The organism is Verrucomicrobiia bacterium (assembly GCA_019694135.1).
Lineage (GTDB): Bacteria > Verrucomicrobiota > Verrucomicrobiia > JADLBR01 > JAIBCM01 > JAIBCM01.
The window spans coordinates 52427-77716 of record JAIBCM010000007.1 but is presented as its reverse complement, the minus strand read 5'-3'; the positions used below and the strand labels follow the sequence as shown (position 1 = coordinate 77716).

Sequence of the window (25290 nt, the reverse complement as noted above, 5' to 3'; positions counted from 1 at the left end):
ACTGCCCCCAACTCCACCGCTTCCTCAACCAAGACATCCTCCTCGGAAACACCTACGATCCTCTTAGTTTGAATCGTTTTGCTTATTGCAACGGAGATCCTGTGAATGGCATTGATCCATTGGGGCTTGTTTGTATGGATTCAGGTGATGTTAATTGGTTGAGTAATCAATATAATATGTCTTCATGGCTATCTGGTTTATTTAATATATCTCTTGATTGCTATGCTATTGGAGCACAAGAAACATATAACGAAACATATAAGGCAATCCAAGAACTAGAGTGGAAGGATGTATCACCTTATGTTCATGGAACTATTCAGGGTGTAGATTTAGTAGTTCCTAAAAAAAGTTGGCAAGGGCGTTTAGCAAGTGTGGGACTTAATTTAATAGACGCAGGTATTTATTGGCTTGAAGGTGATAAGCAAAGTGCAATAGAGGGTAGTTTTACGAGCCAAAAAACTAGTCTTTATGATTTATTCCCTAAGCAGAACACTACACCCGCTTTACCCGCACTACCTCCTAAAGCTAATTTGCCTTTGCTACCTTCTGGCCCCATTCTGCCAGCGTTACCTCCTGGGCCTGATTTGCCTTTATTGCCATCTGGGTCTGATTTACTGAAAGTTGATTCCAGTGCTTTTTAAACTAATTCTTTGAGAGAGGTATGAAAATAGCTTTTGAACGGGGTCAGATATTGATAAGTCAGCCATAAAAAACTAAAATGCTAAAGGTTAGCGATTTTTAGTAAATTGCTGAATTCTTGGCAGATTTCTAGATTTTTTGTAGTAGTGGTGATGACTAAAAATGATAAAATTAAATATTTTTATTGCAAACTAAGCTCTATTTTTCATCATGAACATTTCAAGTTAATTTTTGTGCTTTTAATACTGATTGATTTATGAATTTTTAACCTTAACCATTTATTTCGATGAAATTAAAAAAAGTTATCCCAATTGTTTTTTTAGTAGGTTTGGTTGGTGCAATATTTTTCTTAAAAAATAAGGATGAAGCGCCTACTATTCAAGAAGCAGGTATAGTTTTATCAAAACCTGTTGTGCCTGATGTTTCAACCATTCGTCAGCGTGGTAACTCGACTGTTTCTAAAAGTTTTGTTGTTGCATCAAATATTGCGAATGATGATACGATAACTAAAATTGCGGAATCTAATGAGGTTTCAGTGGCTGAGACAAGTCCAACAAACCTGATGCTTACTATGAACCTTTTCACTCGTCGTAGTTTATCTGCCAACGACTCCACGGCATTAGGAATCAGCGGAGGTTCATCCGGTGGTTCATCTGGGTTATCAGGAGGAAGTAGTGGTGGGAGTGGAGGTGGAAGTTTTGGAGGTAGTGGAGGAGGTTCCTCAAGTTCTTCGGGAGGGGGTAGTTCATCAAGTGCTAGCTACGCTAATAGTGAATTGGGTGCAAATGCTGAAAATTCTGGTTTTAATGGGGCTTCTGCTAATTCTAGTGGGTCAGGAAATCAATTTGGAGAGAATAATAGTCCGAATGATTCCAATGGTTCTAATAATCCCAGCAGTTTTCCGGATAATAATGATGGCTCCAACGATCCTTCTTCACAAAATCCAGGAGATTCGAATCCTGATGCCCCTAATGATCCAGGTAATCCAGGTGATCCAGGTAATCCAGGTGATCCAGGTAATCCAGGTAATCCAGGTAATCCAGGTGATCCAGGTGATCCAGGTGATCCGGGTAATTCTGGGGATAATTACGGTGGCCAAGACACCAATCCGGATAACGGTGACCCTTTTATTATTTCAGCCCCGCGTTCTGGTACGGTTGGTAGAGTGGTTATCCTGACTTTGGTCGGAAAGAAATCCTATGGTGATGTTAAAAAAGTGTCTTTTGGCAACAAAGAAGCTACATTTAAAGCGACTACTGACAAAACAATAACTACTGTCGTTCCTCCTTATGCTGAGGGTGGCATTATTAAAGTTACTTTGAAAAGTGGTCAGGTTTTGAAAAGTAAACTTAATTTTTATGTAACTATACCGCTTTATTATAGTGTTGCTCTTTCTCTTCCTGGGTTGCCATTTTATTATACCATTCCTTATCAAAATGGATTTCCTCCAGCGAATCCGGCTCCACCAGTTTGTTATATTTTACCTAAGGCAGTTCCTACATCTTCAAAGCTGATTAGGATGGGGCCACCAGGTGTTTATCAGGTTATACCTGCAGACTGGCCTTCGCTTAGCGGAACGGTATTAGGTTATGTTTTTCAAAACACTGAAGGTCGGCCTGACTTGATTGGACTGGTTTACTTGCATCCCTACTTGAAATGTTATGTTTTTAAATAGGGAAAAGTTTTCAGATCAAAATTTAGTAGAAATAGATTAAAGTTTACCGATTCATTCTAGCGCGGAAAAATTTGACTAGAGCATCTAAGACATCTTCTTTGGTATCGATTTTGAAACGGGCAAGTCGGTCAGGGAATAAATTAATCCAGCTTGATGTTTTTTCTTTAACCCAGCTTTGGTGAGCTTCTCGTTGGGAGGCTGATCCGCTTTCTAATCGCACGAGCGCTCCACCGATGGGATCGTAAGCGGTTAGGCTGGCTTCCTGCGGGAATTGGATTTCCCAAGGATCTTCAACGCAGAATCCCATCATTTGATAACGTTTTTGTAAGCTAGCCCATCCTTCCGGTGCGGAGCGTGGCGAAAAATCGTTTAACCAAAGAATGACGCTGTGTCGTGGCGCGGTGTGAAAAAGAAGTTTCCATGGAATTTTTACTTGGTTTTGTTCAGTTATTTCTTCCCAAGAGGTAGGTTGTTGAGCCATCAATGAGGCGCAGGAATGTAAAATGGGGCCGCGACCGCGCACAGGTTCTCGCAACCAGTGGGTGGTGGGTGAAGCATATAAAATGCCAAAGCGATCTCGATTTAAAGCGCTTAATAGACCTAGCAAGCCAGCGATTTCCATGAGAACTTCTCGTTTAGCGCGTTGTCCAGAACCAAATTGGAGCGAGGGGGAGTCTTCGAAAACTAGAATTAAGGTGACTTCACGTTCTTCAATATATTTTTTGCGGTAGGGTTCTCCCAATCTTGCTGTTACGTTCCAATCGATATCGCGAACATCATCGCCGTATTCGTATTTAACGACTTGATCAAACTCCATACCGCGGCCGCGAAAGGCGGAACGATATTCGCCACCGAGGATGCTTTCTGCGGCATGTTTTACGCCCCATTCCAGGCGGCGTAACAGCGCCAGGGATTTGGCTTTTTGGTTCATGATGAATTAAGCGCGAGCTAGAATTTCTTTTTCGCGAGGGATCGGAATTTTTTGCATCATTTCTTGCAGAATTTTGTCGGTAGTGATTTCTTCTGCTTCCGCTTCGTAAGTGAGTCCGATGCGATGTCGCAAGCAATCTGGTAAAACTTCTTGAACCATTCGCGGTGTGACATAATCAGCTCCACGCAACCATGCCAAAGCCCGGCTAGCTTGGAAGAGCGCTAAGGAAGCGCGTGGTGAAGCGCCATAAGACAGATAGCGCGTGGCATTCGAATGAGAAATAGCTAGATCGCGAGTCGCACGCACAAGGGCTAGGATGTAATCTTGGATTAAAGGAGAAACAAAAATTTGATCAATTTCGGAGCGTAGCGCTAATAGTTCTTCTCCATTGGAAACGGCTTTTAATTGAGGTTGCGTCATGAGTTGACCCCAGCGTTCCATCATTTGTCGTTCTTCTTCTTCTGAGGGATAATCAACTAAAAGTTTAAACAAAAATCGATCCGTTTGCGCTTCGGGCAAAGGATAAGTGCCTTCTTGTTCAATAGGATTTTGTGTAGCCATTACAAAAAAAGGGTTGGGCAGAGGATGCGATTCCCCGCCGATGGTCACTTGACGTTCTTGCATGGCTTCCAGCAAAGCGCTTTGCACTTTGGCTGGCGCGCGATTAATTTCATCAGCGAGGACCAAGTTTGCAAAGACAGGACCACGATGGGCGACAAAAAGACTTTCTTTAGGTTGAAAAATCATGGTGCCTACCACGTCGCTCGGTAATAAATCGGGCGTAAATTGAATACGTTCGAATTGCACGCCCAAGGCTTCTCCCAGGCTTTTAATAAGCAAAGTTTTTGCTAAACCTGGCATTCCTTCTAATAAAACATGGCCATTTGCTAATAGGGCGATCAATAATCGTTCTACAACCGCATCTTGTCCGAGAACAGCCTTTCCGATTTCTGTTTTGATGCGTTCTGACCAGGGATTTTTGTAACTCATAAAATTTTGTGAAGACGTCATTTTTGACGTTATTTTTTACATTCTATTCGATTCTCTTAGCTTGGCGAGAGGAATCACATTATTGCTTAATTCGGAATTCTGGACTAAATTCATCTTATTCATCTTATGTTTCCTGAAAATCCTCAAGTTCTTGTGTTGGGTGCTGGCTTTGGAGGATTAAATTTTTGCAAGCGCTTTTCATATCCTCGTGCGCAAGTGACTTTGGTTGATCATTGGAATCATCATTTATTTCAACCTTTGTTATATCAAGTGGCCACAGCAGGTTTATCTGCGCCTGATATTGCACAGCCGATTCGATCGATTTTGCGGGATCAGAAAAATCTTACGATTTATATGGATCAAGTGGTTGATATTCGTTTGTCTGAGAAGCGGGTGGTTTTGGCTCAACGCGCGCTTACTTATGATTATTTGGTTTTGGCGTTGGGTGGGGTGACGAGTTATTTTGGCCATCCAGAATGGGAGGCTTATGCGCCGGGTCTTAAATCGTTGGAGGATGCTTTGACCATTCGACGCAATTTATTGTTGGCGTTTGAACGAGCGGAAGGTAATCCGACTTCGGAAAATGTTAAAGAACTTTTAACTTTGGTTGTAGTAGGAGGAGGACCTACAGGAGTTGAATTGGCTGGTGCTATGGCTGAGTTAGCGCGGCATGTTTTGAAACGTGATTTTCGTTATATCGATCCTACGAAAGCTCGTATTGTTTTGATTGAAGGTGGGGCTCGGCTATTGCCACAGTTTCCTGAGGACTTGGCCAATAACGCTAAAACTACGCTGGAAAAAATGGGGGTGGAAGTTCGATTGAATTCTCATGTGAAAAATATTCGTGAGCACGAAGTTCATTTAGAAAATGAAGTGATTCGCACGGCAAATATTTTGTGGGCAGCGGGCGTAGGTGCGAGTCCTCTTACTAAAAAGTTGGGTGTGGAGTTAGATCGCGCAGGACGAGTCATAGTAAAATCAGATCTCAGTTTGCCGGGATATCCCGAAGTTTTTGCGATTGGTGATTTGGCGGCGGTTCCTTGGGAGCAAGGCGGGTTGGTTCCGGGAGTAGCACCTGCTGCGATTCAGATGGCGCATCATGTGGCTAATGTAATTCAGGAGGAAATTCATACAGAAATATTTAATCGCCCTGCTCGTCCGGAATTTCATTATTGGGATAAAGGTAGTATGGCGACTATTGGTCGATCGCATGGGATTGCGATGGCGGGCAAGTTGAAATTTACTGGTTTCCCAGCTTGGTTTGCCTGGTTGGTGATTCATTTACTTTTTTTAGTGGGGTTGCGCAATAAAATTAGTGTCGTGATTCAATGGATTTATTCTTATTTTACTTACAAACGGGGAGCGCGAATTGTTTTTGAAAGTTCGAATTCAAAAGCGCTTTCTTCCCTCGAAAGATAAGTTGAGGTTAAAGATCGGTGCAAGTTAAGACTCTTTGTTTGAGTCGTTCCAACATGCCTGGGTCATGAATTTTTCGTTTGAAAAAGTCGACTAAATAAAAGGTATCGATAGCGGCGCCTTTTTCGGTTTCGATACGGGAAAAGGCGATTTGAATGCCTTCTTGACTGATGGCAGAAACTAAATCGTGTAACAGCGCAGGGCGATCGGGAGTTTGGATTTCAAGTAAGGTGTAACGTCCAAATGTTGTGTTATCCAAGCGAATTTTTGTTGGGAAGGCATCGCCTATCCAGTGGCTCAACCAACGTTTGCTGCGAATTTTTTCCAATAATGGTTCAAAATCGAAGGTTTCACCGAGTAAAGCTTCTTCCAAAATTTCTGCGACTTTTTTTCTGTCGCGCGTTTCGGTGACAGCTTCATGACGTTCCGTACAAACACAAAAGGTGTCTACGGCGATACTATCAATGCGCGTGAAAATATCTGCACTCATGATATTTAATTCGGCCACAGAAAGCGCTCCAGCGATGCGACTAAAGAGATTTTGACGATCCCACGTTACGCAAATTAATTCGGAATGGCCTCGCTCAGGACGAGGGTTCCATAACAAAATGGGTTTTAGCAGATTGGCGTTTTCTCGCTGTTGCAATTTTAGAAATTGGTGAATGGCTTGAATGTGTAAGGCGATCAAGCGTTCCGAGGTGATCTGCATGTAACGCAGTGGTAAACAAGAGAGATGAATATCAATTTCGTTTGGATCCACCGTTTTGGAAACGTATTCCATGACTTGTGTTTTGAGTTGTGCAGCTTTTTCCTGCCATCTTTTTTCGAATTCGGGACTGCCGCTGAATTGGGCTTTGGTATTTTCGTAGAGTTGCCAGATGAGTCCCTCTTTCCAATCTGACCAACCGACACCGCCTGTTGTTCCACGACCGTCGGCATAGGTTAGCAACATCAAATAATCTAATCTTTCTTCGGTTTCTACAATTTTAGCAAAATCGGCGATTGTTTCGAGTTCTTCGATGTTACGACGTTGCGCGATTTCTGACAGGGTGAGATGGTGATCTGTTAAAAACGCAAGGGTTCGCAGTCGATCAGGCGAAAGTTTCATGCGTTTAGCAACTCGCACTGCATTGAAAGCGCTGACTTCGGAATGGTCTTTGTTTAATTGGGATTTACCTGTGTCATGAAGCAGAAGTGCTAGGTATAAGACCATGGGATCTTCGATGGATTTTAAAAGTTTTTGATAGGGTTCAACTCCTTTTAATTGTTTCATGTTCATGAGAGCATCGAGTTGTTCGATGCACATGAGTGTATGTTCATCCGCTGAGTAGCGATGAAAAAATTCATGCTGGACCAGACAAGTGAGGGGCGCAAATTCGGGCACGATCTTGCCTAAGAGTTCACATTGATGCATAAGGCGAAGAATGCGACCGACTTGTCCTTTATGACTCAAAATTTCAAATAATATTTCATGGGCCGATCGTGTATAAGCTAGGCGTCTTCCCAGGCGTGGCACTTTGCGACGAATTAATCGCAAGAGATCATCGTTTAGTGATAGATTTCGTTGTTGTGCAATTAAGAAGACTTTGACCATTTTAATGGGTTCGTCTTGAAAAAGTTTTTCGGATTCGCAAAGAATTTCGTTGCCCCGAATGGTGAATCCCTCCATGCGTTCGGTGCGTGTGCGAGTGTGAGAAAAGCCTTGAAATGACCACCATTTTTTTCGTTTTCCGACTGATTCGGCTAATCGTCGAGCTGAAGCGTTGGTTAAGAAAAAAATGGTTTGTGCCGCGCGATAATAATCGCGCATAAACGCTTCGACTCGTCGGATGGGGGGGCGTTGATCGTAGCCTAAGCCTGTGGCAATTTGGCTTTGGATTGGCAACGTCATTTTATCATTTAATCGTCCTGATAAGAAATGAAGTTCGTTGCGAGTTCTCATTAGAAAATCGTAAGCGCGCTCCAAAGGTTTATGTTCTTCTTTGGTTAAAAAATTGGCGCGCACTAAATCATCAGTGGATTGGAAGTTTTTTAGGAAATGACTTACCCAAAGCAGGTGATGATAATCGCGCAATCCTCCGCAACCTTGTTTGATGTGCGGTTCTTGCATGAAGACGGATCCGCCTTGCTGTTCATGTCGCAACATTTGATCTTCTAGTCGCCAGGCAACATACTCTTCTTCGCGACCAGTAATGCATTTGGCAAAGAATTGTTTATTAAAGTTTTGACATAATTTTTCATCACCTGCGATGCAACGAAAGTCTAAGAGCGCTGTTTTGGATTGGAGATTTTCATTAGCAATTTCACAGGTTTCTGTGATGGTGCGTGTGGCATGGCCCACTTTTAAACCCATGTCCCATAACATATAGAGAATGCGCTCGATGCTCATTTGAATTTCTTTTTCTTTCGAGAGGCGATTCAAGTCATGAAGAAACATTACATCCACGTCGCTAAAGGGGTTGAGTTCATTTCGTCCAAAACCACCTAGGGCCATTAAAGCGAGTGGAGGTCGATTTTTTTTTGAAGATTCGAGAAAAGAAAAAGCTTCAGCCCAAAGTTGTTTCAATAAAATTTCCATCACCAAACTTTTTTCATGAGCTGTGCTGCGCCCTTCGGCGCCTTGTTGGTGGGCGCGTTGAATACGTCGATTTTCTCCTTGCACAAATTGCCGATAAACGTCGAGAGGATGAGTCGGGTCTGCTTTGAGTTGCCGGAACAGGCGCTCTTGCATCACGCGTTGTTTTTTATCCCAGAAAGATGACATAAGTTAAGGTTAGGATTTAAAAAAAGAGGCAAAAAATGGGTTGTGATTTTTTTCTTCGCCTACGGTAGTCACAGGGCCGTGACCGGGGCAAAGAATGGTAGAATCGGGCAAAGTTAAAATTTTATTTCGAATATTTTCCTGGGCGGATTGATAATAAGGGGCAGCCACGCTGCCCATCGAACCCGCGAACAGGGCATCACCCACAAAGGCTAAGGGTTGTTTTATGTCCTTCACGACGTAGGTAGTCCCTCCAGGTGAATGGCCTGGGGTCAGCAGGGTTTCAATTTTCCAAGTGCCGAAAGAAAAGAGGTGGCCTGCTTCAAAGGTTTGAGCGCCAGAGATATTTTCTTTTTCGCAAACCCAGGTTTGAGCTTGAGTGGCTTCTCGGATGCGATCCAATTCAAAAATATGGTCTCCATGAGTGTGCGTGATGAAGAGGGATTCAAGTTGAAGATGATGTTTTTTTATGAAATCCAACATGGCTTGGGCATCGGTGCCGGTGTCAAAGGCAATAGCCGTAGTTTGATTGTGAAGAAGATAAGTATTTACCGTCATGTCTCCCCAAGCGGATTGAAATTGTTGCAATCCTTCGACGTGAACAGACTGGGGTTGCCAGAAATCTTGCGCGATAGCAAGAAGACTTTCCGCATCCAAAGATAAAACTTGAGCCATTTTTTTTAAGTGATTCGTATCGGTTAGCTGTCCATTGCATAAAGATTGGATATCGGTTTCGCGTAACCCAGTTTTTTTAATCAGATCGTGATCCGAAAGATTTAGGCCTCTTTTTGCTTTATTTAAAATATCATGAAACTGATCTTCTAGTGACATCATATTAATTTTCTACCAAATTTACTTTAGTGCCTTCGGGGATTTTGTCGAAGAGTTCTATGATATCTTGATTTTTCATTCGCACGCAACCGTGTGAAGCGGGTGTGCCGATTTCATATTCTTGATTGGTGCCATGAATATAGATATAGCGTTCAAAACTAGTGCGATTGGAAGGTTCCACGCCATCTAGCCATAAGATTCGGCTTAATACCAAATCTTCATCGCTTTGGTAAGGGTCTTCGAAGTTCCATATTGCTCCGGTCCATTCGCGAGAGCGTAACACGGCGCCTGCGGGCAATCCTTCTCCAATTTTTTTTGCGATGACGTGCCACCCTAAAGGGGTTTTGAAGCTGTTGGGTTCTGATCCTAAACCGAATTTAGAAGTGGAAATGGGGTAGGATTGTTGAAATGAATTTCCCTGGTAAAGTTTTAAAATTTGTTTTGCAATATTCACCTTTAAAAAAACTTCGCCCATAATTTTGATTAGCTTAAAGGAAAAAAGGCGCAAAGTCGAACGAGCAAAGAGTTGTTTTTTTATATTACCTAAGATTTGACAAGAACAGCGCTCTTTGACACTCTGGCCACTTGTTAATTTGTATAAATTGTTATGAAAAGAACTTATCAGCCTTCGAAACGACGCCGTGTGCGTCAACATGGATTTCGTGCTCGCAATAAAACCAAATCGGGTCGCGCTATCTTAAAGCGTCGACGTAAAGAAGGTCGCAAACGACTGGTTGCTAAGGGCACAGAGAAAAAATATCGACGTCATAATCACTAATCCATTGGCTGATTCTTCGCGTCATTTCTTTCGCTCTTATCAGCGTCTTCGGACTCGGGCACAATTTCAATGTGTCCAAACCCATGGCAAAACCTTTTATAGTCGTTATTTTACTGTGATGTTTCACTCTGATTCTGCTGTCACTATGTCGCGTTTGGGTATTATAACGAGTCGACGTTACGGGCAAGCGAGCGAGCGATCTCGAATTCGTCGTTTAATTCGTGAAACGTTTCGTGTTCATCAGCATGAGTTTTTGTCGACTCAAGATATTCTTGTTATTCCGAAACCAAACGCCAAGAATTTGAAATATGATATTTTGCGTAATGATCTTTTGAAATTATGGGAAAAGGCAAATTTTTTAAAAATCCGATGAAAGCTTTGGCGCTCGCTTTGTTGCAGGGCTATCGTTATGCCATTTCTCCGGTTTTAAGAGCTTGTTTAGGATCGGGTTGCGGTTGTCGTCATGAGCCGAGTTGTTCGATTTATGCGCAGCAGGCGATTGAAAGATTTGGATTTTGGCGAGGCGGCTATTTGGCGGTGGATCGACTTTTTCGTTGCCATCCTTGGGGCACTACGGGTTACGATCCTGTGCCGGAAACATTTTTAACGAGTTCGAAGCATCATGGATAAAAAATCTTTGTTAGTTATTTTAATTTGTGCGGGTCTTATTTTGGTTTGGGGGCCTTTGGTTCAACATATTTGGCCCCCGAAACCACTCCCGCCTGGAACTGTTACGGCTACTAATGAGGCCCTCGCTGTGTCGCCTCCTACGCCAGAACTTCGTCCTTCTACTGCAACACCGAGTCCGCAACTTCCTTCTGTTTATGAAAAAGCGCGCACAGCGGCCCGTTTAGAAAATGATTATGTGGATTACGAAATCGTGACGGAAGGATCAGGAATTCGACAAGCGTTATTAAAAAAACATCGTGGTGAAGAAGAGAAACGCGTGGCATTAAATGCTTTAGGTCGAGGGCCTATTTTACAAACCTGGAACACGGGCACGAACCAAGTACCGGATCTTTCTTCAGGCAATCTTTTAATGGCTTCTTCTAATCAAGTTTTGCTGGAAACCGAACTTCAGTCCGGACTCAAACTTCGCAAGCAAATCACGCTGACGGGGGATTATACGGCCAGGGCAGAATTTAAGTTTTTAAATATCACTCCGAATTCGGTAACCGTTCCGGATTTTTATATTAATTGTGGCACGACTTTTCCGATTCATAAAAATGATCTGCCGCTTTATATTGGTTGGGACTGGTTCGATGGCGACAAATCAACCCATGAAAGGATCACAGCTTTTAATAAAGGTAGTTTCCTTTTTATCACTTTTCGCGAGGCGCGTTCTGTCATTGACAAAATGCATTCCATACAATGGCTTACCAGCCGTAATCAATTTTTTGTTACTTTGTTAGAGTCGAAAAAGGTTCCATTTTTAGGTTATCGTGCTGAAGAGGTGGATTTGCCGCGATTTGAGCCGCAACAAAGTCAGATTCCCAAGGGCGCCCAAATTTGGGGGCTTATGCCGGGGTTTAGCTTGCCTTCAACAGGGGAAAAGAATTTGTCTCTCGAACTTTATACCGGGCCCCGAGAGTATCAACGTTTAGTTAAGTTAGGTGGCCAAAAACAGTTAGTAATGGATTTTGGACTTTGGTCATGGGTAAGTGTCACGTTATTGAACACGATGAATTTTTTACATCGCTTTGTTCATAATTATGGGGTTGCGATTATTTTGATGGTGCTTTTGATCAAAGGCATTTTTTGGCCGCTTCAATCGAAAGCCAATCGCACGATGAAACAGATGCAAGTGCTGGGGCCGAAGCTCAAGGAGTTGCAGACAAAATACAAGGATCAACCGCAAAAAGCTCAAATAGAAATGATGCAAATCTATCGCACTTATGGCATCAATCCGATGGGAGGGTGTCTCCCTATGCTCGTCCAGATTCCTGTCTTTTTTGGTTTTTATGCCATGTTACGAAGCGCTGTAGAGCTTCGGGACGCGCATTTTCTGTGGATTCAAGACCTTTCTCAGCCAGATACAGTTGCTCACCTACTTGGATTTCCTATTAATCCGTTGCCTTTGGTTATGGGCGCAACCTCTTTTTGGCAAACGAGTATCATGCCCAATACTGGCATGGATAAAGGGCAGGCTGCTATCATGAAACTAATGCCGCTAATGTTTGTTGTGTTCTGTTATAATTATGCTTCGGCGCTTGCGCTTTATTGGACGGTGCAAAATCTTGTGAGCGTTTATCAAACTTACCACAACATGGCGAAACCTCCGCCAGAACTCAAAAAAACTCATCGCCCTAAAAGTCGATGGCAAGCGATGATGGAAATGGCTCGACAACAGGCTGAGATGAAAAAGAACCGTTTAAAAAAATAAACTTCCCTGTTATATAGTTCTTTGCCATATATTAGTCACAAATTATATGAAAAATTATTTACCATTTGCTTTGTTAGCTAGCGTTGCCCTTTTTTCCGGTTGCGAAAAAAAGGCAGAAAATTCAAATTCTATGATGTCTGATAAAAATTCTCAAGAATCTGTCAAACTTGAAACAGCGGATGAACAAGCCAGCTACAGTATTGGCGTGGATATTGGAAGAAATTTAAAACGTTCCACAGAAGGTCTTACTCTTTCGGAGTTGCAAGCTGGATTGCAAGATGGATTTCAGAGTGAAACCAATTTAATGACCGATGAAGCGATGCAGAAAGTTATTATGAATTATCGCACGGAATTAATTGCCCGTCGCCAAGCTAAACAAAAAATACAGGCTACTAACAACCTAGCTAAAGCCGAAGCTTTTCTTAAAGAAAACGCCAAAAAAGAAGGCATTGTGACTTTACCAAGCGGCTTGCAATATCAAGTTCTCAAAGAAGGCACAGGACCTAAACCTGCATCAACTAATGTAGTAACAACCGAATATGTTGGCACATTGATTGATGGAACAGAGTTTGATAGCTCAATCAAACGCGGCGAACCTGCTACCTTCCCTGTTTCTGGTGTGATTCGTGGCTGGACAGAAGCTCTTCAACTCATGAAGGTTGGCTCCAAATGGAAGCTCTTTATCCCTCCCAATCTGGCTTATGGCGAAAGCGGTGCCGGTGATAAGATTGAACCCAACTCTGCTCTCATTTTTGAAGTGGAACTCTTAGATATTAAAGGTCAAGAAAAAGACCAAAACAAAGATCAAAAAGAGAGTAAAAAACAAAAGTAGAAAATAGAAAACGCATTCGCAGATTGCTTGTTTTCTGTTAAAATATAAGGATGATGAGTGCTACTCCATCATCCTTTCCTGATTTAGCTTCGACTTTAAAGGCTATTCCTCACCAACCGGGAGTTTACCTTTTTAGAGATCGGCTGAACCGTATCATTTACGTGGGTAAAGCGCGTGATCTCTGCAAGCGCGTTAGCCAATATTTTCACGCTTCACGAAAAAAAATTGCTTCCGATTGGAAAACGCGTGCACTGGTCGAAAGTATATGGCACATCGAAACACACACCGTTCGTTCGGAACCCGAAGCGATTTTATTGGAAGGTCGATTGATTAAAGAATATCGCCCTAAATATAATATCAGTTTTCGCGATGATAAACGATTTCTTTTGGTTAAAGTCAATTTGAACGAGCCTTATCCGCGCTTTACCCTGACTCGCCTCAAAAAAGAAGATGGAGCACGCTATTTCGGACCCTTTGCCCATTCCGGAGCGCTACGAAGCACCTTGAACTTGATGCGAAAAAAATTTGGTTTGCGCTCTTGCAAGCCTACTGTGCCAACGGAAAAAGATTACAAACATTGTTTGGATCACATTATCAAAAACTGCTCCGCGCCCTGCGTCGCAAAAATTTCCCAGGAGCAATATCGAAACAAAGTTCATGAAGCGTGCGATTTTCTGGAGGGACAATCACGTCAGTTGCAATTTGAACTCAACAGTGAAATGCAAAAAGCGGCAGCTGGCCTGGATTTTGAACGCGCAGCCATGTTGCGTGATATGATCGCTGATTTAAAAAAAACCACGCGTCCATCACGACGATTTCAGCGAGAAATTCCCACCACCATCATTCCTGAACGTGATCTGGAAGAGTTAAAACAATGCTTAACCCTTAGGAAAATTCCGCGACATATCGAATGCTTTGATATCTCTAATATTTCTACCACTCACAAAGTGGCTTCCATGGTGGTTTTTAAAAATGGTCGACCCGATCGCTATCAATATCGCCGTTACCGCATCAAAACCGTTGTGGGTCAGAACGATTTTGCGAGCATGGAAGAAGTCATCTATCGTCGCTATCGCCGAGTTTTAGGATTTTCTGAAAATACCACTCCCATCTTAACCGAAATTCAACTCAAACGTTTGCCTGATCTTATTGTAGTGGATGGAGGAAAAGGACAACTCAGCGCCGCTTTAAAAGCATTTCAACAACTCAAAGTTTTGCCGCCGGCCATTTTGGGCCTTGCAAAAGAAAATGAAGAAATTTATTTACCTGAAAAACTTGAACCTTTGATTTTGAGTCATGAAACCGGTGCCTTAAAACTGTTACAGCGCATTCGTGATGAAGCGCATCGCGTGGCCAACGAATATCATCAACTCCTTTTGAAACGACGTATTTCGGAAAGCCTCCTGGATGACTGTCCTGGGGTGAGCGATGCTCGAAAACGAGCGCTACTGAAAACATTTGGAAGTGTGGATCGCCTCAAAAAAACGTCTGTGGAAGCAATAGCTAAAATTCCGGGTATAAGCAAAAAATTGGCACAGGAAATTTTAACTTACTTGAAAAGTTAGAGGCCACTTAGAAACGGAAAAATTGAATTACTGAGAATTGGCTCGTTAATTTTTTGGTGTTAACCTTTTTAGGTTTAGGAGCAATGCAGGAGGGGAAATTATTTTTAGCTAGCACTAGCTTTTTTTCTACTGAAAAATTTTAAGAAGGCGGGCAGGACGTAAAGGCTAGTGATGAGACACATGCTGACGCCTAAGGTCATGAGGAGGCCGAGACTGGAGATGCCGCGATAACTAGCTTGGATGAGGGAGCCAAATCCGAAAATGGTGGTGAGTGCGGAAAGCCAAACGGCTTTGCCTGTGCTAGTGTCGAAGAGGGTTTTGTTGGGATTTTCTTTAAATCGGTCGACGGCGTAAAGGCCGTAGGCGACGCCGATGCCGATAACGAGGGGAAGTGTGATGATGTTAGCTGGATTAAATCGAAGGTTAATGAGTCCCATGAGGCCCAAGGTCCAGAGGATGCCAAGGCCAAGTGGGGTGAGGGTTAAAAGAAGAGATTTTAGACTGCGGAAATGCAAGAAAATGGCGGTGCAGATGACGGCGAGGGCATACCAAGCGGCTTGTTCAAAGGATCTTTTGAGCACGGCTAGGTATTCATAGTTTTGAACGGGTGTGCCGGTGACTTGGGGATCAATGGAGCGGAGTTCTTTGACGAAACGTTCGCTGGGCTCGCGATCCCAAACGTTTTCTTTGGGATAGATTTCTAAAAGAATTTTTCCTGTTTGGCCGATGTAGCGGTCTTTGAGTTGGAGCGGGATATCTTCTTCGGTGATGCCGCGATCGGTTTGTTGCGAGGCTAGCCAGCGGAGGGCTTTTTGAATTTCTTGGAAAAGGTTGACTTGGTAGGCGTTGAGTCGTCGACCGAGTTCTTCTTGGTTTTGACCTTTGAAGGCGTTTACAGCGCGTTGCAAGGCGGGGATGAGTTTGGCAAAGGTGGCTTGGGCGTCGCGAGCGCGTTTGGAGAGGAGAGTGTATTTGCGAGCTTGATTTTCGGCTTCTCGCGATTGTTGTAAAAGCTGGGAAAGTTCGTGTTGGGCTCGGGGGACGTCCACTTTATCGGAAATGTCGGTGTCGAGGTTGAGTTGTTTGAGTCGGTTTACGATGCGTCGGGCAACGGTTAGCTTTTCTTCTTGTTGAGTGGGTAAAACTTCGGTCAATGTCATGACGTTGAGAACGGTGGGTAGGGCTTTGAATTGGTCGGCTTTTTGCCGCGCTTCAGTCAAGTTGGTGGCGGTGGAGACGGCGAAGATAACGGAGTTGGCTTGTGATGCGAGAAGCTCATGTTCGACACGGACCGATTCGAGCTTGGGATTTTGTAAGTTCAAGAGGTTATAATCGAAGCTGACTCGAAAGGCGTAAAAGATAGCAAGGCCTATTAAGATAACTGTGCTGCCAACGACGAGGCCGGGATGTTTGGCGAAAGGTTGTTTGAGAAGGAAGCCGGCGCGCCAGTGGTTGGGAGCGGTGGTTTGAGAGAGGTTTTTTCGGTTGCGATCTAAAATAGTGAGGAAAGCAGGAAAAACGAAGAGAGTGGAGATCACGCATAGGAGGATGCCGGTGCCAGAGATGATGCCGAGTTCTGCCAGGCCAGAAAAATCGTTGAAACACATGGTGTAAAAGGCGGCAGCGGTGGTGATGGCGCCGGTTAAAACAGCGTTGCCGGTATGACCCACGGCTTCTTGGAGTGCTTCGAGATAGGATAGGCCACGGCTGAGTTCTTCTTCGTAGCGCCCGAGGAGTTGAATGCTAAAATCGATGCCAAGACCCAGGATCATAGCAGCGAAGGCGTTGGAAATGATATTGAGGTGGCCAACGGTTAAGACGGTAAAGCCAAAGGTCCAAAGAGTGGCGATAATTAAGGTTGAAATGGCGAGGAAGGGGCGTCCAAATTCGTGGTAGGAAAGTAAAAATAGAGCGGCGATGAGCACGAGAGTGATGACGGTAGCCCAAGCCACACTTGTCATACTGCTTTCGATTTGGTCGGCATCTAAAACGGGTTCGCCGGTGAGGCCGATGGTAAGATCGGGAAATTGTGTGCGAGTTTGTGCGATAATGTCTCGGGTGAAGGTAATATTTTTGGCGTGTGGGGATAAAGCGGTTTCGTCTTTTTCTTTGGGGCGAAGCATCATGAGCCAGATTTTACCTTGGTCGAAAGTGAGGTATTCATGTTCGGTTTTTAGTTTTTCCAGATCGCTTAGGTTGCCTTGCATGCCCATGAGTCCAGCGACGGATGGGGCTTGTTTTTGATCGGTTTTGCCTTCGATTTGGTCGGCGAGCGTGTTGAGGCTGCCAACGAATTGGGTGACGAAAGGTTTGAATTCGTCCCAATTGGATTCTTCGCGCAAAAATTTTTCGTCGAACATAGCATTGGCGCGATTAAGCATGGCGTTGAGATCGAGAACAGGAGTGTTGTTTTGGGCCATGAGACCTATGAATTGGTTGAGGTTGGTTTCCATGGCCTGGAGTTCGGCGGTAGGGAGAAAGAGGAGGAAACGTTTTTCCAAGGTCGAAAAGTCGATGCGATAAAAAACTTTTTCGAATCGTTGGCTATTTTCAAATTGGTTGGCCAGATATTCTAGACAGGCTTTATTTTGGTTGGGATTGGGGCCTTTAATGATGATGAGAAATTCGTCGCCTACATTAAATTCTTTCACGTAGTTAAGATAATATTGATGAAAGATGGCGTCGTGACGGATGAGGTCGTTGGGGTTGGAAAGGTAGCCGAGGCGGGTAAGGGTAAGAAAAAGGCCGCCTGCTGCTAGAAGAATAGCTAGGGCAAGGGTTAGCCAGGGGAATCGGCAGCTTAGGAGCACCATTTTTTTTAGGAGCCGCGTTTTAAGAGTTTGAGGGGGTGTTACTTCCATCATAAAACAAATAGGCTTTAAAAGTTAGTCTATTGGCAAAATTTAACAACTCTTAACTTTAGAATTGCTTTTTAAATCTTTTTGGCTAAGGGGTTAAGTTTATTTTTTAAATTATGAATACCGCTTCTTCTTCCCGGTTGGCACGTCAAACTGCAGAAAAACTGATTGGTTCGCGCGCGGCGCTTCAACGCACGCCGGCTTTGTTGGGTTTCGATGGGTTTGTGGATCATCTTTATCATGTGGTGGATACTCGCAAGTCGGCGACTGAGTTTACTCGTGTTAAGACGTTGAAAGCGTTCGGACAACGAGTAGGCGCTTCGGCGGGCAAGAGCGCTAACTTAGAAGTCGTGTCCATGGGAACCAAGGTGGGTGGCTATGGGCCGGTTATGGCTTTTGCTATGTCTTCTTTGGGTGTTCCGGTAACTTATTGTGGGATGACGGGTTATCCCAAGGTGCATCCCGTGTTTGCAGAGTTTTCTAAGCGGGCGAATGTTTTGGGGGTGGCGGAACCGGCCCTGACGGATGCATTGGAATTTGATGATGGAAAATTATTTCTCGGGAAACACGCGAATGTGGGTGAGGTGACTTATGAAAATATTCGTAAGCGAATTGGAGAAACGACGTGGCGCAAATTGTGGGATGCGGCGCGGTTTGTGGCGATGAGTAATTGGAGCATGTTGCCGCATTTGACGACGACGGTGAAGAAGTTGCAAACAGACATTTTGGCTAAGCCTGCAGCGGTAAGGAAGATGCTCTTTTTTGATTTGGGCGATCCGGAAAAGCGATCGAATCCTGATATTTCCACTTATTTAAAGTTAGTGGCTAAATTTCAGTCACATCATGACGTGACGGTTGGATTTAGTGAGAAGGAGGCGTTGCAAGTTGCAAAGGCTTTGAATGTTAAGACATCAGGCAAAGGGGAGAAGTTAGTTGTGGATTTAGCAGTGAAAATCAATAAAGCCTTAGGCACTCATGGGTGCGTGATTCATCCTAAAGCTTATGCTGTAGCTGCGGATTCGCAAGGAGCTACGGCGGTGGTTGCGGGGCCTTACACGGCTAATCCTAAAATTTCTACAGGCGCTGGGGATCATTTTAATGCCGGTTATTGTATTGGACGTTTGTTGGGGTGTGATTTAGCGCAATCGTTGCAGCTAGGTGTGGCGACTAGCGGCTTTTATGTGCGGCAAGCTATTAGCCCGAGCCGCGAGCAGTTAGTAAGATTTTTGCAGACCTTGTAGGTCAGTTAATAGGACCTAGTTTAAAAATCTTTAAATTTCCTTTTGCATTCGTTGCTTTTTGTTTGAGGCTGTGTTTTATTATTAAACAATATGGCGAAGGAGGGTTTTATTAAAAAATTAATATTAATAGTTTATTTACTTAACTTTATTTTTATTTTTAAAACATATTCAGATGAGTTATCTAATTTCGAAAATTCTACTCCTCTTTTGAGTTCGACTGGAAATGATGACAAAGGAAATTTTGTTGTAAAAAAGATTATTAATTTGGATCACACTTATCTTTTGGTTGAAACTTCTTACGTGCGTGGAACAGGAGGTGTGCAAAAAGTTTCCCAAGTTAAAGTGGCAAACCAGGTGATTGTTCGGTTGCGTGAGGGAAGCAAGGAAAGTGATTTGCGAAATATTATTTTGGGTTGCGAAGGTAAAATTTTGAAAAAAATTTATGGTGAAAATGCTTATGTGGTTGAGTTGAAAAGTTTGAATTTTGAGACTTTGCCAAGGGCTATCACTTATTTTAACGATCATTCCGCAATAGTTAAAAGGGTGAGTGAAAATTATGTTAAGTTTTTAGATGCCGTGCCGAATGATCCTAATTTTAAAAAGCAGTGGGGGTTACATTGGCAGGAGAGTGTAATAGGGGATTGGTATTGGAAAAATTTTTCTGATGCTGATATTGATGCTCCTGAAGCCTGGGAAATCACTAAGGGAAGTGCCAGTGTTGTTGTTGGAGTTATTGATACTGGAATTGCTTATAATCATCCTGATTTAGCACCTAATATGTGGAAAAATACAAAGGAAATTGCCAATAATGGATTAGATGATGACGGTAATGGGTTAGTGGATGATGTTTATGGCTATGATTTTTGGAAAGATAATGGTGATCCGATGGATAGCGACACTCACGGAACTCATGTTGCAGGAATTATTGGATCAGCGGGAAATAATAACGTGGGAGTTGCTGGAGTTAACTGGACAGTAAAGTTGATGGCTTTAAAATGTGGTAATGTAAAAAGTATCTACAGTGATGCATTTTTGAGTGCGGTTAACTATGCTATTGATCAAGGTGTTAAAATTTTGAATTGTTCTTTCGGTGGTGCTTTTTATGGTCTTGATGAAAAGGAAGCACTGGAAAAGGCTAAGGCTGCAGGAATTTTGGTGGTATGTTCTGCAGGCAATGATTCTTCTGATAATGATGAAACGCCCGTTTATCCTGCATCGGCTTCATTTGATAACATTATCGCTGTAACAGGAACGGATCGGTATGATGAATTTGATGAAGAGTTTAACTATGGCAAGACTAACGTTGATTTGGCTGCGCCAGGTGATTACATTTACAGTACGGTTTCTTCTGGTGGCTATGATCATTTAAGTGGAACTTCTATGGCAGCTCCGTTGGTGGCTGGGGTTGCGGCTTTAATTAAAAGTAAAAAACCAGAGTGGTCTTATGCCAAGATTAAACAAGAGATTTTGGAGAGTGTTGATAAGAAAAATTCCTTGCAAGGCAAGTGTGTTACAGGAGGGCGATTAAATGCTTTTCGTGCTCTTAAAAATGTAGCTCAAGGACCAGTTGAATTTATTTCCAGTAATTACGTAGCTGATGAGACGGTGATGATTCATTCAGTGTTAGTCAGGCGTTATGGAGCAGCCAATGCAGCCAGTGTGTCTTATCAAGTTATTAATGGCAGCGCCAAAGCAGGTCAGGATTTTACTCTGAGTCAGGGGGTTCTGAATTTTTCTGCAGGGCAATTAGAAAAGGCGATTGTGTTTTTCGTTAATAAAGATGGGATGATTGAGGGAGAAGAAACTTTTACAATTAAACTTTCAAATCCTCAAGGAATGGCACTTGGCAGTAAGCAAGAGTGTGCTGTTTCCATTGTCGATAATAGTCCAGGTGTTATTGAATTGGTTTTGCCAGAGTTTGTGGCTTATGAATCCATCGGTAAAGTGACGGTAACTGCAGTAAGAAAGGGAGGAAGTTTTGGGCCGGCCAGTGTTCAATATAGCGTGTCGTCACTTTTTGAGGGGCCAACTTTTGCAAAAGCGGGTCAGGATTATCTGTTCTTGCCAGGAGGTTCCTTAACATGGAAAGATGGCGAAAGTGGTACGAAATCTTTTACTATCACTTTGATTGATGATGCGATAACGGAATTATTGGAAAAAGCTAATATTTCACTTTTTAATGTTAAGGGTGCAACATTAAATAACAAAAAAACTGCTGATTTATTAATCGAGGATAATGAACCCACTCAATATTTTTTCTATAAGTACCCTGGCTATGCCATTAATAGTTATGAAGTAACAGAAGGTGCTAAAACTTATATGGTGGAAATTGCAAGAAAAGGATTTCGCAAAAAAGAAAATGTTCATTTTGTAACAAAAGATGGCACCGCTAAAGGAGAAGAAAATGATTTAGATTATGTGGCTTATTCAACGGACCTTTCTTTTCAAGCGAAATCTGAAGGAGTGTGGCAGATTGCTTTGGAGGTTGTTGCAGATCAAATAGCTGAGGGTGATGAATTTTATAGTCTAAAACTCATTCCTCAATCGGCACAGTCTTTAGGCTCAACAGCGACAACCATTATTAAAAATGGATCACAACCCGGTACTTTAAAGTTGCAAAACGAATTTTCAGAAATTACCGAGGGTGACGTAACGGAATTTTATATTGTTAGAGAAAATGGAACGGATGGTGCAGTTAGTATTGATTACAAAATCGAAGGGACTGCTCAGGTTGGTGCGGATTATGAAATTTTAAATGGTTTGGCTAAAACAGGAACTATCCATTTTGAATCGGGTCAATCCATCGCGGCGGTGCAATTTAGTATTATAGAAGATGGGATTGTGGAAAATGATGAAAGCATTAAAATAATGCTTTTTAATCCTAAGAACGGAGTGCAACTGGGCATTCCTTCTCAAGGGGAAATAGTGATTCAGGGAGATGCTTCTAATTAATTTGAGGAAAATTAGCTATCCCCCTTTCCAGTGCCAGAATTTGCCCTGGGTGAGGCTTGCTATTTCTCGCAGTAAATTTTCTTGTTGAGCATCCAACAAAAAGCCGATGACGCTGATTTGTGTGCGACTGTGGCTCTGGTGATAAAGATATTGCCATTGAGATCGAAAAATATCTTCCGAGGTGTTTGAGGCGCCGTCGGTTAATAGAAAAATGACATCTGGCCATTGTTGTAATGCCATCCCCAATCCTCCGACAATATCGGTTACCCCTCCTAGAGAAGTGTCTCGGTCTAAAAAATCGAAAGCCTTTTTTTTCATGAAGGCGGTAGCGGGCAAGCATTGTGGCGAAAAAGCGGAAACGCGATCGGCAAATAAAAGAATATTAAATTCTGCTTCTTCGGGTAGTTGAGTGATGGCGCGTTTGATTTCTTGTTTCGCGTAATCCAAGCGAGTTGAGGCGCCAGCTTTTTCTAGCATACTGCCCGAAACATCGAGGAGATAAACGAAACGAAATCCTTCGCTAGTAATGCCGAATAGTTGATCTTGAGCTTTTTCTGATTTTTGATCTGCAATCTGTCTTGAAATATTTTCTGAAGGTTGAAGCGTTTTTGCCAGGCTTTGTAAATTTTCTTGCGATATTTTTTTTGTCGAAGGATCGTTTTTTTGCGAAGGAGTTGAGATGGGAGCTAAAAGGGTTGTTGATTGAGGTTTTTCAAGATTAGTTAATTGCACCATTGCTATTTTTTCAAAAGTGTCGCCAGCTTTTTTATGAGAAAATTGCCAAAAAGAATAACCGCTTAAAAAAAAGAAAAGGATGCCATGCAGCAGAGCGCTGATTGCAATCAAGATCCAAAGTAAGTAAGGTTTCATTGAAAGATAAAACTCGCCACTTTTTTACTCTTTATTAGACTTAACTTCTATGGTCGCCAAGGTTTTAAGCGCAGCTACCTGTGGCGTAGATGCGGTCCCTGTTGAAATTGAGGTCAACGAGGGTCGGGGTTTATTGGCTGTTGTCATAGTAGGTTTGCCCGACACAGGTGTGAAAGAAAGTCGTGATCGCGTGAAAACGGCTTTGGAAAATAGTGGGTTCAAATTTCCTTTAGGTCGCACGACGATCAATCTCGCGCCTGCTGATTTGAAAAAAGAGGGGCCGAGTTTTGATTTGCCCATGGCGCTTGGCATTTTAACAGCGAGCGGGCAGCTCGAAACGCAACGTTTGCAGGATTATTATATTGTTGGCGAGTTGGCGTTGAATGGCGCGATTCGTTCGGTGCGAGGTGTTTTGTCCATTGCTTTGGAGGCGCGTCGACGTGGATTGAAAGGGGTGATTGTTCCTGAAGAAAATGCAGTTGAAGCAGCGGTGGTGGAAGGAATTGAAGCTATTCCGGTAAAAAATTTGCGTCAAACGGTGGAATGGCTTTTGGGAAAAACTGAGCTTTTACCGCAACAGGTTGATTTATCAAATTTTTTTCACAATCATCACCATGATGTGGATTTTAGCGAGGTGAAGGGGCAGCAGCACGTTAAACGCGCTTTGGAAATTGCGGCTGCGGGAGGCCATAATTGTTTGATGGTAGGACCACCGGGTTCGGGAAAATCGATGTTGGCGAAACGGTTGCCTACGATTTTACCGCCGTTAACTTTGGATGAAGCTTTGGAGACGACTAAAATTCATAGCATTGCGGGATTGTTGAATGATCAAAATTCTTTTGTAAGAAAGCGGCCATTTCGCGCTCCGCATCATACGATTTCGGATGTGGGACTGGTTGGTGGTGGCGCAGATCCTTCGCCGGGCGAAATCAGCTTAGCGCATCATGGCGTGCTTTTTTTGGATGAGTTGCCGGAATTTAAACGGTTTGTGCTCGAGGTGATGCGTCAACCTCTGGAGGAAGGGAAGATTACTATTTCACGCGCTGCGGGTTCGATGACTTTTCCCGCACAAATTATGTTGGTGGCGGCGATGAATCCCACCCCGGATGGAAAATCGATTCAAGATTCCAAATCCACGCCCAATGAAATTCGACGTTATTTGTCAAAGATATCAGGGCCGCTTTTAGATCGCATTGATTTGCATGTGGAAGTGAGCGCAGTAAAAATTTCTGATTTATCGCAACGCTCTGAACCTGCCGAATCTTCTGCGGCGGTGCGTCAGCGGGTGCAACAAGCCCGTCAAAAACAACATGAGCGATTTTCTAAGATAAAGAAAAAATTAACCTGTAACGCTCAAATGGGTGCTAGAGAATTACGCCAATTTTGCTTGTTGGATTCGCATAGTGAGGAATTGTTGAAGAATGCAATGATGGATATGAATCTTTCGGCGCGGGCTTATGATCGCATTTTAAAAGTCGCGCGCACGATTGCAGATTTGGCTGATGCCGAGTCGATTCATCAGGATCATTTATTTGAAGCGTTGCAATATCGTTCGCTAGATCGCGAGCTTTTTAGCTAATATTTTGATGAGCGCGGGCGAAAAATAGAAGTGTTGGCAAGTTTTTCCCAAAGCGTTTTTTCTTCAGGAGTTAATGATGCAGGTATTTGAATCGTAACCAGAGCAAAAAGATCGCCACGTTGACCTTGACGATTGGGTAATCCTTTTTCGCGCAAACGAAGTTTTTGTCCTGAACTGGTGCCAGGTTTAATTTTTACGGTCACGGGTGTTTCCATAGTAGGAATGGAAACGCTGGCACCTAAAGCGGCTTCCCAAGGAGCTAAGTCCAAATCAAAATAAAGATCTTGTCCGCGAACCGTGAAGTCGGGATGTTTTTCGAGTTTGACGCGGAGATAAAGATCACCAGACGCGCCGCGACCGATGCCGGGATTGCCACGTCCTGCTACTTTGATGAGTTGCCCTTCTTGGATTCCTGCCGGGATGCGCACTTGTAAGGTTTGGGTTTGGGTCTGGCCCGTGCGCGGATTGGTGGTGCGAAGGGTAATGGGTCTTACCGAGCCTTGAAACACTTCATTTAATGTGACCATGAGCACGCCTTCGATGTCGCCTCCGCGTTGTGAATGGGTTGCTTGTCGCGAGCGTTCCCCGCCAAAAGCGCCAAACATATCACCCGCGCGTCCACCAAAGAAAGTTTCAAAAAAATCGCTAAACCCTGTGCCGCCAAAGTTAAATTCAAAATCGCCTTCGCTAGCAGTTCGATAGTTGCCTCCTTGCCAGCCGGGAGGTGGTGTGAAACCGCTAGCTTGATTCCAGTTTGCTCCTAAAGTGTCATACTTTTTTCGTTTTTCCGCATCGCTTAAAACCTCGTAAGCTTCGTTGATTTCTTTAAATTTGGCTTCAGCTTCGGTTTTGTTTTTGGCGACGTCGGGATGGTGTTGACGCGCGAGTTTGCGAAATGCTTTTTTGATTTCGTCATCATTGGCGGTTTTGGAAACGCCCAAAATTTGGTAGTAATCTTTAAATTGAACAGGCATGGACTCATTTTCTTT

General features: G+C 43.3%; 20 protein-coding genes. 12 read left to right on the top strand and 8 right to left on the bottom strand.

The features are described 5' to 3' along the window. Together K1X66_09565 and K1X66_09560 are read left to right on the top strand one after the other, a co-directional pair. On the top strand, window positions 1–641 hold a 641-nt coding region (locus K1X66_09565; protein MBX7158617.1), incomplete at its 5' end, for a hypothetical protein. A 284-nt stretch (window positions 642–925) separates the two neighbouring features. Continuing rightward, complete coding sequence (locus tag K1X66_09560) at window positions 926–2314, top strand: hypothetical protein (GenBank protein MBX7158616.1); 1389 nt, start codon at window positions 926–928, stop codon at window positions 2312–2314. A gap of 43 nt (window positions 2315–2357) precedes the next feature. Here K1X66_09560 and K1X66_09555 read toward each other — a convergent pair whose 3' ends face one another. Beyond that, the gene (locus K1X66_09555) at window positions 2358–3245 is read right to left on the bottom strand and encodes a DUF58 domain-containing protein (GenBank protein MBX7158615.1); all 888 of its coding nucleotides are present in this window, start codon (window positions 3243–3245) and stop codon (window positions 2358–2360) included. A 6-nt stretch (window positions 3246–3251) separates the two neighbouring features. Further along, entirely contained in the window at window positions 3252–4235 is a 984-nt protein-coding gene (locus K1X66_09550; GenBank protein ID MBX7158614.1) for a MoxR family ATPase, read from the bottom strand. A gap of 126 nt (window positions 4236–4361) precedes the next feature. On the opposite strand from K1X66_09550, the gene K1X66_09545 reads away from it, so the two are divergent. Then, window positions 4362–5654 carry an NAD(P)/FAD-dependent oxidoreductase gene (locus tag K1X66_09545; protein MBX7158613.1) on the top strand — a complete coding sequence of 431 codons (1293 nt, stop codon included), beginning with the start codon at window positions 4362–4364 and terminating at the stop codon, window positions 5652–5654. A 7-nt stretch (window positions 5655–5661) separates the two neighbouring features. On the opposite strand, the gene glnD is transcribed toward K1X66_09545, so the two are convergent. Genes glnD through K1X66_09530 form a run of 3 tightly spaced genes read right to left on the bottom strand, consistent with a single transcriptional unit; the run spans window position 5662 to window position 9718 of the window. Beyond that, window positions 5662–8415, bottom strand: coding sequence for a [protein-PII] uridylyltransferase (glnD, locus tag K1X66_09540; protein ID MBX7158612.1), 2754 nt, complete (start codon window positions 8413–8415; stop codon window positions 5662–5664). A gap of 9 nt (window positions 8416–8424) precedes the next feature. Further along, the gene (locus tag K1X66_09535) at window positions 8425–9246 is read right to left on the bottom strand and encodes an MBL fold metallo-hydrolase (protein ID MBX7158611.1); all 822 of its coding nucleotides are present in this window, start codon (window positions 9244–9246) and stop codon (window positions 8425–8427) included. Window position 9247: 1 nt separating this feature from the next. Then, window positions 9248–9718 (bottom strand): L,D-transpeptidase, encoded by a 471-nt coding sequence (locus tag K1X66_09530; GenBank protein MBX7158610.1) that lies wholly within the window; start codon window positions 9716–9718, stop codon window positions 9248–9250. Between the two features lie 132 nt (window positions 9719–9850). Here K1X66_09530 and rpmH point away from each other — a divergent pair, with 132 nt between their 5' ends. The 6 genes from rpmH to K1X66_09500 all read left to right on the top strand — a co-directional run bounded on the left by rpmH (window position 9851) and on the right by K1X66_09500 (window position 14801). Continuing rightward, a complete protein-coding gene (gene rpmH, locus K1X66_09525; GenBank protein MBX7158609.1) occupies window positions 9851–10021 on the top strand; it encodes a 50S ribosomal protein L34 in 171 nt (56 codons plus the stop codon). Window positions 10022–10025: 4 nt separating this feature from the next. Then, on the top strand, window positions 10026–10394 hold the full coding sequence (gene rnpA, locus K1X66_09520) for a ribonuclease P protein component (GenBank protein MBX7158608.1): 369 nt from the start codon (window positions 10026–10028) through the stop codon (window positions 10392–10394). Continuing rightward, window positions 10391–10651 carry a membrane protein insertion efficiency factor YidD gene (gene yidD, locus K1X66_09515; protein MBX7158607.1) on the top strand — a complete coding sequence of 87 codons (261 nt, stop codon included), beginning with the start codon at window positions 10391–10393 and terminating at the stop codon, window positions 10649–10651. The genes rnpA and yidD overlap by 4 nt, the downstream gene beginning before the upstream one ends. Beyond that, entirely contained in the window at window positions 10644–12404 is a 1761-nt protein-coding gene (gene yidC / locus K1X66_09510) for a membrane protein insertase YidC (GenBank protein ID MBX7158606.1), read from the top strand. Before yidD ends, yidC begins: the two co-directional genes overlap by 8 nt. A 130-nt stretch (window positions 12405–12534) precedes the next feature. Continuing rightward, entirely contained in the window at window positions 12535–13236 is a 702-nt protein-coding gene (locus K1X66_09505; GenBank protein MBX7158605.1) for an FKBP-type peptidyl-prolyl cis-trans isomerase, read from the top strand. 53 nt (window positions 13237–13289) lie between these two features. After that, the gene (locus K1X66_09500) at window positions 13290–14801 is read left to right on the top strand and encodes an excinuclease ABC subunit UvrC (protein ID MBX7158604.1); all 1512 of its coding nucleotides are present in this window, start codon (window positions 13290–13292) and stop codon (window positions 14799–14801) included. A gap of 104 nt (window positions 14802–14905) precedes the next feature. Here K1X66_09500 and K1X66_09495 read toward each other — a convergent pair whose 3' ends face one another. Beyond that, a complete protein-coding gene (locus tag K1X66_09495) occupies window positions 14906–17665 on the bottom strand; it encodes an MMPL family transporter (protein ID MBX7158603.1) in 2760 nt (919 codons plus the stop codon). A gap of 110 nt (window positions 17666–17775) precedes the next feature. On the opposite strand from K1X66_09495, the gene K1X66_09490 reads away from it, so the two are divergent. Then, the gene (locus tag K1X66_09490) at window positions 17776–18900 is read left to right on the top strand and encodes a carbohydrate kinase family protein (protein MBX7158602.1); all 1125 of its coding nucleotides are present in this window, start codon (window positions 17776–17778) and stop codon (window positions 18898–18900) included. A gap of 207 nt (window positions 18901–19107) precedes the next feature. Beyond that, window positions 19108–21852 (top strand): S8 family serine peptidase, encoded by a 2745-nt coding sequence (locus K1X66_09485; GenBank protein MBX7158601.1) that lies wholly within the window; start codon window positions 19108–19110, stop codon window positions 21850–21852. Window positions 21853–21867: 15 nt separating this feature from the next. On the opposite strand, the gene K1X66_09480 is transcribed toward K1X66_09485, so the two are convergent. Next, window positions 21868–22722: a VWA domain-containing protein gene (locus tag K1X66_09480; protein ID MBX7158600.1), complete on the bottom strand. Its 855-nt coding sequence runs from the start codon at window positions 22720–22722 to the stop codon at window positions 21868–21870. 49 nt (window positions 22723–22771) lie between these two features. On the opposite strand from K1X66_09480, the gene K1X66_09475 reads away from it, so the two are divergent. Beyond that, entirely contained in the window at window positions 22772–24301 is a 1530-nt protein-coding gene (locus tag K1X66_09475) for a YifB family Mg chelatase-like AAA ATPase (protein ID MBX7158599.1), read from the top strand. Here K1X66_09475 and K1X66_09470 read toward each other — a convergent pair. Further along, window positions 24298–25275, bottom strand: a complete 978-nt coding sequence (locus K1X66_09470) for a DnaJ domain-containing protein (GenBank protein ID MBX7158598.1) — start codon at window positions 25273–25275, stop codon at window positions 24298–24300. The genes K1X66_09475 and K1X66_09470 overlap by 4 nt on opposite strands. Between the last annotated feature and the right edge of the window lie 15 nt (window positions 25276–25290).